Below are 12,665 nucleotides of genomic sequence, written 5' to 3' on the forward strand. Positions count from 1 at the left end.
CCGGGCGCGTCTTCATCGGCGATGAGGACGTCACCGAGCTGCCGCCGTATGCGCGGGACGTGAGCATGGTGTTCCAGGGGTACGCGCTGTTCCCGCACCTCACGGTGTTCGAGAACGTCGCCTACGGGCTCAGGATCCTCAGACGGCCCGAGGGCGACGTGCGCCGCGCGGTGGCGGAGGCGCTCCAGCTCACGGGGCTCGAAGGGCTGGAGCACCGCGCCCCGGCCGGGCTCTCGGGGGGCCAGCAGCAGCGGGTGGCCGTGGCCCGGGCCCTCGCGCTCCGGCCCAAGGTGCTGCTCTTCGACGAGCCCCTGTCGAACCTGGACGCCAAGCTCCGCAAGCGCATGCGCGGGGAGATCCGGGCGCTTCAGCAGCGGCTCGGCATCACCGCGCTCTACGTGACTCACGATCAGGCCGAGGCCCTGGCGATCTCCGACCGGGTCGCCGTGATGGACCGGGGGCGCATCCAGCAGCTCGGGCCGGCCGCCGACATCTACAGCCGGCCGGCGACGCGCTTCGTCGCCGACTTCGTCGGCGAGGCGAATTTCCTGCCGGCGCGGATCGTGGGGCTCGACGGGGCACGGGTGCGTGTCGAGGCCGGGCCGCTCCGGGTGACCCTGGACGCCGGTCCTGGCGCGCCCGGTCCGGCGATCCTGGTCGTCCGGCCGGAGACGATCCGGATCACCGCGGCCGGGGCCGACGCGCCGCCGGCCGCGGCGCTGGCCGGCCGGATCGAGCGCACGGCCTACCTCGGCGGCACGGCGGAGTACCTCGTGGCGACCGCCGTCGGCCCGGTCGCCGTGACCGACGCGCTGATGGCGGACGGCCTCCTGGCGGCGGGGGCGGCGGTCTGGCTGACGGTCCTCCCCCGGGGGCTGGCCCTCTTGCCGCCGGACGAAGCCGTCCGCGCCTGATATGATGCGGCGATCATGAGGGGGCTCCGGCCCGAGACGGTGGTCGCCGTTCGGGCGGCGCAGGCCGCCGGACGGATCCTGATGGCCCACTTGGGGCGTGTCCGCCGCGTCCGCCACAAGGGGCCGGCGGACCTCGTCACGCCCGTCGACCTCGCCGCCGAACGCTGTATCATCGGGCTGCTGTCGGCCCGGTTCCCGGCCCTCGGATTCCTGGGGGAAGAAGGCGGGCGCCGGGGCCCGGCCGGCGACGACCACTGGATCGTGGACCCACTCGACGGCACCACGGCCTTCGTCCACGGGCTGCCGACCTTCGCCGTCTGCATCGCGCTGGCGCGCGGGGGTCGCCTCGAGACGGGGGTGACCTTGCTGCCGCGCCTCGGCGAGCTCTTCGTCGCCGAGCGGGGGCGCGGGGCGTTTCTGAACGGCCGGCGGATCCGCGTTTCGCGCCGGGCCCGGCTGGGGGACGCCCTGCTGATCCTGTGGCACGATCACTCGGTGTGGGCGAACCGGCCGCTCCGGGAGCGGCTGGCCTCGGTGGCCCGCCGGGCGCGGGCCGTCCGGAGCGAGGGGGCGGGGTATGCCCTGGCCTGCGTGGCGGCGGGCCGGGCCGATGCGTACTGGGAGCAGAGCGCGGAGCCCTGGGACATGGCGGCGGGAGCGCTGCTGGTCGCCGAGGCCGGGGGGCGCGTGACCGACGACCGTGGTCGCCCGCTTCGCCTCGCGCAGAAGACGATCCTGGCCACCAACGGCCGGCTCCACGAGCGGCTGCTGCGCCGGCTCGACCCGAAAGGACGCGAGCGATAGCCGGCGCGACGCGACACGTCGGCGATTCACAACCTCGGAGACGGAGGAGGGACACGATGAGCAGGCGGATCTCGGGTGCGATCGGGCTCTCGGTCACGCTGGCCCTGGGGCTGACCCTCGCTGCCGGCCCGGCACCGGCGGCGGAGCCGACCGAGCTCGTCCTGGCCGACAGCCAGTCGGGGGCGAACTTCCAGGCGTACTGGCAGAAGTACGTGATTCCGTCGATCCGGCAGGCTCTGGGCGTGAACGTCCGGTACCTCGTCACGAGCGACGCCGAGCAGGTCCAGAAGGCCAAGGCCTGGAGGCCGGGCCAGGGTGACGTCCACATCCTGTTCCCCAAGTCGATCGCGACGTGGGTCACCTCGGGCGTTCCCCTCGAGACGCTCACCCCGGCCCGCGTCGCCAACCTGGCCCGGATCGACCCGCGCTTCCTCAAGTCCGACGAGGGGGTGGATCTCCAGGGGAAGGGCGCGCTCTACTGGCGGACGTCCTACGCCCTCATCTACAACAGCCAGTTCATCAAGGCCCCGCCAAGGTCCTGGAAGGAGTTCTACGACCGCCGGGCGGAGTTCAAGGGCCACATCGGGATGGTGCGACCCGACGCCAAGTCGAGCTCGGGCTGGCGTCAGCGTTACGTCTTCCTGCACGCCTTCCTGAAGGAGAAGATGGCCACGCCGATGGCCGAGCTGGAGAAGGATCCGGCCTGGGCCGACGCCTGGGCCAAGCTCAAGGACTTCACCCGGTACGCCAAGCTCCCGCTGCCGGCCGAGCCGCCGAACCTCTTCGAGGACTTCAACGGGGGTGAGACCTGGATCTCGCTCTACGCCCAGGACTACGCGCTCTGGTCCGCGCGCCAGGGGACGATGCCGCCGACCATCAAGGCGGTGTACCCGGAGGAGGGCGCCGACGAGATCGGGACGGCGTACCTGGCCGTGCCGGCCAACATTCCCGCCGAGCACAAGGCGGTGGCCCTCCGGGTCATCAACTATCTCCTGTCCGACGATCAGCAGATCCGCCTGCTGAGCACCATGTGGCAGTACCCCGGGACGGAGATCAGCGAGCAGGCGCCGCCCATCGTGTGGGAGATCGTCCCCAAGCTCGACGTGCTGATGCGGACCGCGATCCCCCGCGAGCGGATCCGGAAGGACATCATCGACTACCTCAAGAAGAACGCCAAGGAGCTGGTTCCCTAGGGTGACGGCGGGACTCCATGACGCCCCGCTGGCGCGCGCACGCGCTCACGCTGCTCCTGCTGCTCCCGGCCCTGGCCGGGTTCTTCGGGCTGTTCTTCTACCCCATGCTGCTCACCGTGTTGCTGAGCTTCCGCCCCGAGGGCGCCGAGACCGGGTGGACCCTCCAGAACTACGCTCAGTTCCTGAGCGACCCGAATGGGCACGAGGTCCTCGTCCTCACGTTCCTCCTGGCCCTGGGCGCCACCGCGGCGTCGGTGGTCCTGAGCGTGCCCCTGGCCCTGATCCTCCGCCAGAAGGTGCGGGGCCACGCCTTCTTCCGCCTGATCGTGCTGGTGCCGCTGGTGGTCCCGGGCCTCATCGGCGCCCTGGGCCTCCTGATCTTCTGGGGCCCCCGCGGGTGGGTCAATCTCTTCTTGACGCAGTGGGTGCCGTTCGTCGAGCGGCCGCTCGCCGTGAACTACACCGTCCCCGGCCTGATCCTCTTCTACCTCTGGCTCTACTTCCCGTACACGTGCGTGACCACGCTCTCTGCGTTGGAGAGCCTGGACCGGAGCATCGAGGAGGCGGGGGAGGTGGTCGGGGCTACCCGCTGGCAGGTCCTCCGCCACATCGTCCTGCCGCTCGTCAAGCCCGGGATCCTGGCCGGCTCCGTGCTGACGTTCATGGCGGCCTTCGGGGCCTTCAGCGTCCCGTTGATCGCCGGCGGCAACCACCGTCCGCTGGCGGTCGAGATCTACAAGCAGATCTCGGTGCCCATCCCGGCCCGCTGGTCGGCCGCCAGCGCCATCGCCGTCGTCATGGGCGCCGCTCAGGTCGCGTTCCTGACCCTCTACATGCGCGCCGTGCGCCGGCCGGGCGGCGTCCCGGGGCGGCCGTGACGCTCGCCCGCGCCTATGCCCGCGGGATGTGGGAGGAGCGCCACGTCCTCGGCTACACGCTCCTCCTGAGCCTTACCCTGTTCATCGTGGCCCCGTTCCTGATGATCGCGCTGCGCTCGGTGGGCAAGGGGTGGTTCGGCAAGCTCTGGCTTCCGCCGAGCCTGACCCTCGAGTGGTACCGATGGGCGATCGAGGTCGGCAACATCCCGGAAGTCATGAAGAACACCGTGATCATCGGGGTGATCGCGGTCGCCATCAGCACCACCATCGGCGTCTTCGCCGGCTGGGCGTTCGGCCGGCGCCAGCTGCCGGGTCGGGAGCTCTGCCTGGCGCTCCTCCTGCTGCCCCAGATGATCCCCTCGATCACCTATGCGCTCGGGGTGGCCCAAACCTTCTACGCGCTCGAGCTGGTGGACACCCACCTCGGGGTGGCGCTCGCTCACGTCTCGGTGTGCGCGCCCTATGCGATCCTGGTCCTGTCGGCGACCTTCGAGCGACTCGACGAGCGGATTCTGGAGGCGGCCAGCGTCTGCGGGGCGAACGCCGCGACGAGCTTCGTCCACGTGATCCTGCCGCTCATCATGCCGGGGATCCTGGCCTCGATGATTTTCACCTTCACCCACTCGTACAACGAGTTCACGCTCACCCTCCTCACCTACGGACCCCACACGGTGACGCTGCCCGTGCGGACCTATCTGGCCGTCGGTGACGGCTACTGGGAGATCACGAGCGCCATGGCGGTGATCATGGTCGTCCCCTCGCTCGTGATCCTCGCGCTCATCCAGCGCCGGGCCCAGCCCGAGAAGCTCATCGGCGGCTTCAAGGGCGTGTGAGGACCGGCGGCGGCCGCCGACGCTATAATCGTCCGGGAGCCTCAGGCATGGACGCCGAGCGCCTCGAAGAGATTGCCCGCCGGTACGGTATCCGGCTGTTGCTGATGTTCGGCTCAGCCGTGTCGGGTCCCCTGCATGCCCGGAGCGACGTCGACTTGGCGGTGTGGCTCGATCGCTCGCCCCTCTCGCTCCGGGGTCACGCGGACCTGCTCGGCGAGCTCCAGAAGCTTTACCCGGATCGGGAAGTCGACCTGGCCGTGATCAACCGCGCCGACCCGCTCTTCCTGAAAAAGATCACCGAGCGGTGCCGGCTCCTCCACGGCTCGGCCCTCGACCTCGCCGAGCTCAAGATCTACGCTTTCAAGCGCTATCAGGATCACCGGCGGTACCTCGCACTCGAGCGAGCCTACGTCGCCCGCGCCCTGCGTGGGCTGGCGGCCCCGTGATCGACGCCGAGCTGGTGACGCGGAAAATGGTCCTCATCACGCGCGACCTGACCGCGCTCGATCCAATCGCGCGGAAGGACATCACGGACTATCTCGCGAGCGGCGTTGACGAGGTGGTCGCCGAACGCTATCTCGAGCGCATCATCGGCCGGATGATCGACATCAACTATCACCTCATCACGGAAACGGGGCACGCGCCTCCGACCGACTACTTCCAGTCGTTCACGCAGCTGGCGGAGCTGAGGGTCCTGGACCGCGCGTTCGCGGCCCGGATCGCCGCCTGCGCCGGACTCCGTAACCGACTCGTCCACGAGTACAACGAGCTCGACCCCCGGAAGGTGCACGAGGCGCTCCAGACCGCGGTAGGGGACATTCCCGTGTACTTGCAGCGCGTCAACGAATACCTCAGCCGTGCCGGTTCCTGACGAAGGCGGCGAAGCCGGCGGACGGACCGGGGAACCGGGAATGGGGTCGTGACCGCTCGGAAACCCGTCCGCGGGGTCGGACGCCGGCTCGCGAGGCAGCCGGGGTTCGGGGCGTAGCCCCGATGGATCGGTCCGACACGATGATCGAGTTCCGGGAGGTGACGAAACGGTACGGGAGCCTCGTCGCCAACGACCGCCTCTCCCTGGCGGTCCGCCGGGGCGAGCTGATGACGCTCCTCGGCCCATCGGGGTGTGGCAAGACCACCGCGCTCCGCACGCTCACCGGCCACGTGCGGCCCGACGAGGGGCGCGTCTTCATCGACGGCCGGGACGTGACGAGCGTGCCCACTCACCAGCGGGAGCTCGGCATGGTCTTCCAGAACTTCGCCCTCTTCCCGCACATGACGGTTCGAGACAACGTCGGGTTCCCGCTCATGATCCGGAGTCTCGCCAGGGCGGAGCGAGGCGAGCGGGTGACCGAGGCACTCCGGCTGGTGCGCCTCGAGGGATACGAGGGACACTACCCGCGCCAGCTCTCGGGCGGGCAGCAGCAGCGGGTCGGGCTGGCCCGCGCCCTCGTCTACCGACCGAAGGTGCTCCTGCTCGACGAGCCCCTGTCGAACCTCGACGCCAAGCTCCGGGAGGAGATGCGCTTCGAGATCAAGGAGGTGGTCACGCGCCTCGGCATCACCGCGGTGTACGTGACCCACGACCAGGAGGAGGCCCTCGCCCTCTCCGACCGGGTCGCCATCATGAACCGGGGCCGCCTCGAGCAGGTGGGGACGCCGGAGGAGATCTACGCGGCGCCCCACTCCCGCTTCGTCGCCGAGTTCGTCGGTCTCTCGAACTTCCTCGAGGGCCGTGTGGAGGCCACGGATGGCGACTGTATGGTGGTCAACGTCGGCGGCCTGCCAGTCACGATCCCCGTGCCACCGCCAGCCACGCCGGGCCAGGCGGTGTTGCTCTTCGTGCGCCCCAACGAGATCGAGCTCTTGCCGCCCGGCACGCCGATCGCCGGCCCCGTCGTCGAGGCGCGCGTGGACAAGGCCACCTACCTGGGGGACAAGATGGACTACCGCCTGACGCTCCCGGGCGGGCTCGTGCTGCGGGTTCAAAGCGACGCCCAGCGCCGCTTCGCGCCGGGCGCGGCGGTGCGCGTGCGCCTGCCGCGGGCCCGCGGCTGGGCCGTCGCCGACCCCGCGCGCTGAGGAGACCGGCATGACAGGAGAGGACCAGACCCGGCTCGGGCATCTCACCAAGGACGAGTTCGCGGCCGCGCTGGCCGAGGGGCGGTGGCTGCTCCTCCCGTTCGGCGCCGTGGAGGCGCACGGCCCGCACCTGCCGCTCTCGACCGACCTGATCCAGGCCGAGCACGTCTGCGCCGCGGTCGCGGCCCGCGTGCGGGGCCTGTGGGCGCCGGGCCTGCCCTACGGGATCTGCCGGACGATGCGGAACTTCTCCGGCACCGTCTCGCTCACCCCGGCGACCTTCCAGGCCGTCGTCCGCGAGGTCGTCGGCGAGTACGTCCGCCATGGCGCGCGGAAGCTCGCGCTCTACTCCGGACACGCCGAGCCCGCCCAGCTGGAGGCTCTCCGCGAGGCCGTCCTCCCGCTGGTGGAGGCCGATCCGGAGCTGGTCGTGCTGGTCATCGGGGCCTACGCCTTCATCGAGCCGATCCGTCAGGCGGCCGGGCTCACGGGACGGGACGGGCACGCCGCGTCCCTCGAGACCTCGGCCATGCTCGCCGCGGCCGAGGCGACGGTGCGCCTCGATCGCATCCCCGCGCTCCACGCGCGGCCGCCCCTCTCCCGGTTTCGCGTGCTGGCGAAGCCGGAGGCCGAATTCCCCACCGGCGTCCGCGGCGACACGTCCAAGGTGTCTCGCGACCTGGGCGAGCGCGCGCTGCACCACGTCGCCACCGAGTTCGCGGAGCTGCTGGGCCGCGTGGACGGCGGGCAGCCCGGGTGACGGCGACGACGACGAGAGGGGCGCCGCCCTGGCGGGCGGTCGTCCACGCGGCCCTCCGGGCGGCGACGCGCGCGGTGGGCCGGCTACGTCCGGCGACCGGCCAGCGGGTCGTGGCCGGACGAGCCGAGGGTTACCGTCCGTGGGATCCGGACGTGATCGCCGTGGATACGGCGACGGAGCGGGCGGCCATCGCGGCCCTCCGGCGGGCCGGCGTCCACGGCACCCTGCTCTCCGAAGAGGCCGGCGAGACCGCGCTGGGCCGACCGGGACCGGGCGAGCCCGTCTACGTCGTCATGGACCCGTTCGACGGAAGCCTCCTGTACCGCCGCGGCATCCGTGCCCACTGGTTCACCGCGCTGGGCATCTACGGGCGCGACGGGACACCCCGGGCGGCCGGCCTGGTCGATCACGTGACCGGCGAGGTCGCCCTGGCAGATCGGGCGGCCGGCCTCCGGATTCCCCGCTTTGGCGCGCATCCGGTGCCGCTCCGGCCGGCCCGGACGACGACGCTGGACGGGGCGTTCCTCGAGGCGTATCTCATGAAGCCGGCCTTTCTCTACCCGACGGTCGAGGCGCTCCGGCCGCTCTTCGAGCGCGCCGCGTGCGTGCTGGGAAACGGCGGCCCGGGGGGGTTCGCCGACGTGGCGGGGGGCCGGATCGACGTGTACCTGGCGTGGCGGGAGGCGCTGACCGAGGTCTTTTCCGCCGTCTACCTCGCCGAGCGCGCGGGCTGCGTCGTGAGCGGCTGGGACGGCGCGCCGGTGCGCTTCCGGCCCGACATCCACGCGCTGCACAGCCTCGTGTGCAGCGCCAACCGGCGCCTGCACGCCGAGGTGCTCGGCGCCCTGCGGGGCATCACGCCCCCGAAAGGACTCCCGGGATGAAGCTCGGCTGCATCTGCGGCTCGTTCAATCGCTCTTTCGATGCCGGGATCATGGACCAGTTCCGGTTCCTCGAGCGGTGCGCCGGGGAGCTCAGGGTCGAGGGCGCCGAGCTCCAGGACATTCACTTTCCCCAGACCCGGCCGGCGTACCTGGGCCGACTGCGCCGGGCGGCCGCGGACGCCGGCCTGGCGCTCATCGGCCTCGGCGTCCACAACGACTTCGGTCGGGCCGATACGACCTGGCGGCAGAGCGAGATGGTGAAGGTCAAGCAGTGGATCGAGGTCGCCGAGACGCTGGGCGTTCCCCAGGTCCGGGTCTTCGCGGGCCATCCGGAAGGTCCGGCCGCCGAGCGCTGGCCCGCCATGATCGCCGCGCTCCGCGAGGTGGCGGACTTCGCCGCCGCGGCCGGCGTGCGTCTCGGGCTCGAGAACCACAACCACGGCGCCTTCACCCGCACGGCCGCCGAGGAGGTGCGCATCCTCGAGGAGGTCAACCACCCGGCCCTTCGCCACCTCCTCGACACCGGCAACTACGTCGACGGCTGGCCGTCGGTCGAGCGCACGGCGCCGCTGGCCGTCCACGTCCACGCCAAGTTCTGGCAGGTGGACCCGACGGGCGCCGAGCCCACGATCGACTACCCGCGGCTCCTCGCCCTCCTGCGCCGGCATGGGTACGCGGGCTGGATCACCTTCGAGTACGAGGCGGCGGAACCCGAGGAGACGGGAATCCCTCGCGCGCTGGCCTATCTCCGGCGACTCCTGGCCGCCTAGCGCGCGGCCGCCCATGGCGCGGATCCGGCTCGGCGTCGTCGGCTGTGGACTGATCGCCCAGGTGATGCACCTTCCGCATCTCCGCGAGCTCGATGACCTCTACGAGGTGGTGGCCCTCTGCGACCTCTCGCCCGGGACCCTGGCCTTCGTCGCCGACCGGTACGGCGTGAGCCGCCGGCACACGGACTGGCGGGCTCTCCTCGAGGAGCCGCTCGACGCGGTGCTCATCCTCACCGCCGGGTCGCACGCCCCGATCGCGCTGGCCGCCCTGCGGGCCGGCAAGCACGTCCTGACCGAGAAGCCGCTCTGTTACACGCTCCGGGAGGCCGACGAGCTGGTGGAGGGGGTCCGGCGGGCCGGCACCACCTTCATGGTCGCCTACATGAAGCGCTATGACCCGGGATACCGCCACGCGCTGACGCTCCTGCCCCGGCTTCGCGGCGACCTCCGCTACGTGCAGATCACGGTGTTCCACCCGTCCGAGCGGGCCCAGACCGCCCAGCACGACGTGCGCCGCGTCCGGGACGTGCATGACGACGTCGTGAAGCGCCTGCGAGCCGAGGAGGACGCGCTCCTCCGGGAGGCGATGGGGGAGTTCACCCCGGGCGAGCGCTGGGCCTTCGCCGAGGCGCTGCTCTCCACGCTCGTGCACGACGTGAACGCGCTCCGGGGGCTGGTCGGCGAGCCGGCCGAGGTGGTGACGACGGAGTTCTGGGCCGAGAGCGAGTCGATGGTGAGCCTGCTCCGCTACGCTCAGGGATTCCGGGTCCTGCTGAGCCTGCAGTACCTCTGGGATCTCGCCGACTACCGGGAGGAGATCGGGCTCTACGCCCCCGGCGCGCGCCTTCGCCTCCGCTTCCCGTCGCCCTTCTTCCGGAACGCGCCGACGCCCGTCGTGGTGTCCTCTATGGAGGGCGAGACGGCCCGGGAGACACGGATCGTCGCCTCCCACCGTGAGGCCTTCAAGGAGGAGCTGGTCCACTTCGCCGAGTGCGTCCAGCACGGTCGGCGGCCGCTGACCTCCGTCGAAGACGCCCGGGCGGACATCGCCTGGCTCCACCGGATCTGGCAGGCGCGCACCCGCGCGAGTTGACAGGCTCCGCCACCTCCCGCAGAGTGTGCGTGTGGCTTCGAATCGGTCGGGCGCGCCACCGGATTTCGTCGCCGTCGGACACCTCACGGTAGACGAGACCCCGGCCGGCCTCCGCCCGGGCGGCTCCGTGCTGTATGCGGGACTGCTGGCGCATCGCCAGGGGCAGCGGGTCGGGCTCCTGACGAGCCATGGCCCGGACTTCCCGCTCGAGGTGCTGCCCCCCGAGATCGAGGTGGTGGCGATCCCGGCGCCCGCCACGACCCGGTTCGCGCTCCATTACACGCCCGAAGGCCGGAGACTGACACTGCGCGCGCGGGCGGCCGCCGTCGCCCCCATCCACCTGCCCGGGCACTTCGCCGAGGCCGGCCTCGCGTACCTGGCGCCGGTCGCCGACGAGGTCGCGCCCGACCTCGCCGGGGCGTTCCCGAACGCGGCGGTGGGCGTCGGCGCCCAGGGCTGGTGTCGCGAGTGGGACCGAGCCGGGACGGTGACGATGCGGTCGTGGCCCGATCCCCGCCGGGTCCTGACCCGCGCCCAGTGCCTCTTCCTCTCGTCGGACGACGTGGCCGGGTGGGAGACCGAGGCGCTCGCGCTCTACCAGCACGTCCCGCTCGGGGCCCTGACGCTCGCCGCGCGCGGGGCCATCCTCTTCGTCAACGGAGAGCGCCACCCGGTCGCCCCGGCGCCGGCCGTGGAAGTCGAGCCGACCGGCGCCGGCGACGTCTTCGCGGCGGCCTTCCTGATCCGCTACAACGCGACCGGCGACCCCTTCGAGGCGGCCGCCTTCGCCGCCGTTGCGGGCGCCCTCACCGTGGAGGGGGACGGCATCGCCGGGGTCCCGACCCCGGACGCGCTGGCGACCCGCTGGCGCGAGTTCCAGCTCCGCTGACAGGCACCTCGCGGTCACGGCCGCTGGAGTCGGCGCTCCGCCCGATCGGCCAGGATCGAGAGCGGGAAGCAGAGGCAGAAGTAGATCGCCGCCGCCGTGAGGTAGAGCTCGAACGGGTGCAGGGTGCGCTCGATCGACTCCTGCGCGGCCCGGGTCAGCTCGAACACGCCGATGATCGCCGCCAGCGAGGTGTCCTTGATCAGGATCGTGCAGAGCCCCACGAAGGGCGGCAGCATGCGCCGGAGGGCCTGGGGGAGCAGCACGTAGCCCATCGTCTGCAGCGCGGTGAGGCCGGTCGAGCGCGCGGCCTCGGTCTGGCCGCGCGGGATCGACTGGATGGCGCCGCGGACCACCTCGGAGGTGTTCGCCATCATCCAGAGGCTCAGGGCCAGCACGGCGGCCGGCCAGGTCGGGATGCGCAGCCCGACGGCGGGCAGCCCGAAGAAGATGAAGAAGAGGAGCAGCAGCAGGGGCGTGGCCCGCACCACCTCGACGATCACCGTCGCCGCGCCCCGGACCGGCGCTGCCGGCACGAGGCGGAGGAGACCCACCACCAGGCCGGCCGCCGTGCCGAGGACCACGACCCCGGCCGACAGCAGGGCCGTGGCCCCCGTGCCGCGGAGGAGGTAGGCGAGGTTTTCCTCGACGACCGCCCAGCTCATCGGCCCCAAGCGGTCACGCGGCGACGCGGAGGCGGCGCTCGACCCGCGCCAGCGTGCGAGAGAGCGCCAGCACCAGGACCACGTAGAGGACGGCGGCCGCCCCGTAGATCTCGAACGAGCGGAAGTTGTTGAACGAGATGTCGTTGGCCACGAACATCAGCTCGACCATCCCGATGGTGGAGACCAGCGAGGAGTTCTTGACCAGCGAGACCAGGTTGTTGCCGAGGGCGGGCAGGCAGATCCGCACGGCCTGCGGGACGACGACGAAGCGCGCCGTCTGGAGCCCGGACAGCCCCGTCGAGCGGGCGGCCTCGTGCTGGCCGCGGGGCACCGCCTCCAGCCCCGCCCGGAAGATCTCGGCGTTGTAGGCGGCGGCGTAGAGCGTCAGCGCCGAGAGACCGGACAGGAACGGCGAGAGCCGGACGCCCACCTGCGGGAGGCCGAAGTAGACGATGAAGATCTGGATCAGGAGCGGCGTGTTGCGGAAGACCTCGACGTAGGCGCGCACGAGCCCGCGACCGGGCCGGCCGCCCGCCTGGGAAAGGAGCGCCACCAGGAATCCGAGGGCGATGGCCAGGAGCATCGCCCAGGCCGAGATCACGACGGTGAGCCCGGCGCCCTGGAGGAGGTAGGGGAGGCCCCGCCAGATGGCGCCCGGGTCGAACGAGTACAGGCCCGGCCTCTTACGCGGGCAGGTCGGCGATCAAGACGGGGTACGCGCGCGGGCGTCCTGCAGCATCTCGATGAGCACCACCCGGCTCTCCTGGGCACTCCTGACCTCGCGCGGAAAGGGAATGCGCGCGCTGCGGATCCGCTCGCCGCGCTTGATCCTCAGCTTGAAGCCGAGCCGATCGACCGACACCATGGCGGCCTCGTCAGCCTCGGCGCCCGCCAGGACGCGGGCGA

16 protein-coding genes are annotated in these 12,665 nt (G+C 71.7%); 13 read left to right on the forward strand and 3 right to left on the reverse strand.

Annotation, left to right across the window (positions count from 1 at the left end; all coding sequences use genetic code 11):
* The 13 genes from VGW35_21005 to VGW35_21065 form a co-directional block, all read left to right on the forward strand.
* Positions 1-914, forward strand: a 914-nt coding sequence (locus tag VGW35_21005; protein ID HEV8310150.1) for an ABC transporter ATP-binding protein, incomplete at its 5' end; no start/stop codon positions are given.
* Between the two features lie 15 nt (positions 915-929).
* Positions 930-1,718, forward strand: coding sequence for an inositol monophosphatase family protein (locus VGW35_21010; GenBank protein HEV8310151.1), 789 nt, complete (start codon positions 930-932; stop codon positions 1,716-1,718).
* A 56-nt stretch (positions 1,719-1,774) separates the two neighbouring features.
* Positions 1,775-2,911, forward strand: a complete 1,137-nt coding sequence (locus VGW35_21015) for an extracellular solute-binding protein (GenBank protein ID HEV8310152.1) — start codon at positions 1,775-1,777, stop codon at positions 2,909-2,911.
* A 17-nt stretch (positions 2,912-2,928) separates the two neighbouring features.
* Complete coding sequence (locus VGW35_21020; protein ID HEV8310153.1) at positions 2,929-3,789, forward strand: ABC transporter permease; 861 nt, start codon at positions 2,929-2,931, stop codon at positions 3,787-3,789.
* Positions 3,786-4,622 (forward strand): ABC transporter permease, encoded by an 837-nt coding sequence (locus tag VGW35_21025; GenBank protein HEV8310154.1) that lies wholly within the window; start codon positions 3,786-3,788, stop codon positions 4,620-4,622. The genes VGW35_21020 and VGW35_21025 overlap by 4 nt, the downstream gene beginning before the upstream one ends.
* Before the next feature lie 47 nt (positions 4,623-4,669).
* Positions 4,670-5,068, forward strand: coding sequence for a nucleotidyltransferase domain-containing protein (locus VGW35_21030; GenBank protein ID HEV8310155.1), 399 nt, complete (start codon positions 4,670-4,672; stop codon positions 5,066-5,068).
* Complete coding sequence (locus tag VGW35_21035) at positions 5,065-5,493, forward strand: HepT-like ribonuclease domain-containing protein (GenBank protein HEV8310156.1); 429 nt, start codon at positions 5,065-5,067, stop codon at positions 5,491-5,493. The genes VGW35_21030 and VGW35_21035 overlap by 4 nt, the downstream gene beginning before the upstream one ends.
* Before the next feature lie 122 nt (positions 5,494-5,615).
* A complete protein-coding gene (locus VGW35_21040; GenBank protein HEV8310157.1) occupies positions 5,616-6,701 on the forward strand; it encodes an ABC transporter ATP-binding protein in 1,086 nt (361 codons plus the stop codon).
* A gap of 10 nt (positions 6,702-6,711) precedes the next feature.
* Positions 6,712-7,461 carry a creatininase family protein gene (locus VGW35_21045; protein HEV8310158.1) on the forward strand — a complete coding sequence of 250 codons (750 nt, stop codon included), beginning with the start codon at positions 6,712-6,714 and terminating at the stop codon, positions 7,459-7,461.
* A complete protein-coding gene (locus VGW35_21050) occupies positions 7,458-8,345 on the forward strand; it encodes an inositol monophosphatase family protein (GenBank protein ID HEV8310159.1) in 888 nt (295 codons plus the stop codon). Before VGW35_21045 ends, VGW35_21050 begins: the two co-directional genes overlap by 4 nt.
* Positions 8,342-9,115 carry a sugar phosphate isomerase/epimerase family protein gene (locus VGW35_21055; GenBank protein ID HEV8310160.1) on the forward strand — a complete coding sequence of 258 codons (774 nt, stop codon included), beginning with the start codon at positions 8,342-8,344 and terminating at the stop codon, positions 9,113-9,115. Before VGW35_21050 ends, VGW35_21055 begins: the two co-directional genes overlap by 4 nt.
* 13 nt (positions 9,116-9,128) lie before the next feature.
* Positions 9,129-10,208: a Gfo/Idh/MocA family oxidoreductase gene (locus VGW35_21060; GenBank protein HEV8310161.1), complete on the forward strand. Its 1,080-nt coding sequence runs from the start codon at positions 9,129-9,131 to the stop codon at positions 10,206-10,208.
* Between the two features lie 31 nt (positions 10,209-10,239).
* The gene (locus VGW35_21065) at positions 10,240-11,097 is read left to right on the forward strand and encodes a PfkB family carbohydrate kinase (protein ID HEV8310162.1); all 858 of its coding nucleotides are present in this window, start codon (positions 10,240-10,242) and stop codon (positions 11,095-11,097) included.
* Between the two features lie 14 nt (positions 11,098-11,111).
* Here VGW35_21065 and VGW35_21070 read toward each other — a convergent pair whose 3' ends face one another.
* The 3 genes from VGW35_21070 to VGW35_21080 form a co-directional block, all read right to left on the reverse strand.
* Positions 11,112-11,759 (reverse strand): amino acid ABC transporter permease, encoded by a 648-nt coding sequence (locus VGW35_21070; protein ID HEV8310163.1) that lies wholly within the window; start codon positions 11,757-11,759, stop codon positions 11,112-11,114.
* A gap of 13 nt (positions 11,760-11,772) precedes the next feature.
* Positions 11,773-12,432, reverse strand: a complete 660-nt coding sequence (locus VGW35_21075; protein ID HEV8310164.1) for an amino acid ABC transporter permease — start codon at positions 12,430-12,432, stop codon at positions 11,773-11,775.
* Between the two features lie 30 nt (positions 12,433-12,462).
* Positions 12,463-12,665, reverse strand: a 203-nt coding sequence (locus VGW35_21080; protein ID HEV8310165.1) for a DUF2470 domain-containing protein, incomplete at its 5' end; no start/stop codon positions are given.

The sequence above is a fragment of the Candidatus Methylomirabilota bacterium genome (assembly GCA_036005065.1).
Classification (GTDB): Bacteria; Methylomirabilota; Methylomirabilia; order Rokubacteriales; family DASRDR01; genus DASYQW01.

What these genes read in the sequence shown, in the direction of transcription:
- VGW35_21010 (HEV8310151.1), top strand. Translation starts at nt 930, where the DNA reads ATGAGGGGGCTCCGGCCCGAGACGGTGGTCGCCGTTCGGGCGGCGCAG.
- VGW35_21015 (HEV8310152.1), top strand. Translation starts at nt 1,775, where the DNA reads ATGAGCAGGCGGATCTCGGGTGCGATCGGGCTCTCGGTCACGCTGGCC.
- VGW35_21020 (HEV8310153.1), top strand. Translation starts at nt 2,929, where the DNA reads ATGACGCCCCGCTGGCGCGCGCACGCGCTCACGCTGCTCCTGCTGCTC.
- VGW35_21030 (HEV8310155.1), top strand. Translation starts at nt 4,670, where the DNA reads ATGGACGCCGAGCGCCTCGAAGAGATTGCCCGCCGGTACGGTATCCGG.
- VGW35_21040 (HEV8310157.1), top strand. Translation starts at nt 5,616, where the DNA reads ATGGATCGGTCCGACACGATGATCGAGTTCCGGGAGGTGACGAAACGG.
- VGW35_21045 (HEV8310158.1), top strand. Translation starts at nt 6,712, where the DNA reads ATGACAGGAGAGGACCAGACCCGGCTCGGGCATCTCACCAAGGACGAG.
- VGW35_21055 (HEV8310160.1), top strand. Translation starts at nt 8,342, where the DNA reads ATGAAGCTCGGCTGCATCTGCGGCTCGTTCAATCGCTCTTTCGATGCC.
- VGW35_21060 (HEV8310161.1), top strand. Translation starts at nt 9,129, where the DNA reads ATGGCGCGGATCCGGCTCGGCGTCGTCGGCTGTGGACTGATCGCCCAG.
- VGW35_21070 (HEV8310163.1), bottom strand. Translation starts at nt 11,759, where the DNA reads ATGAGCTGGGCGGTCGTCGAGGAAAACCTCGCCTACCTCCTCCGCGGC.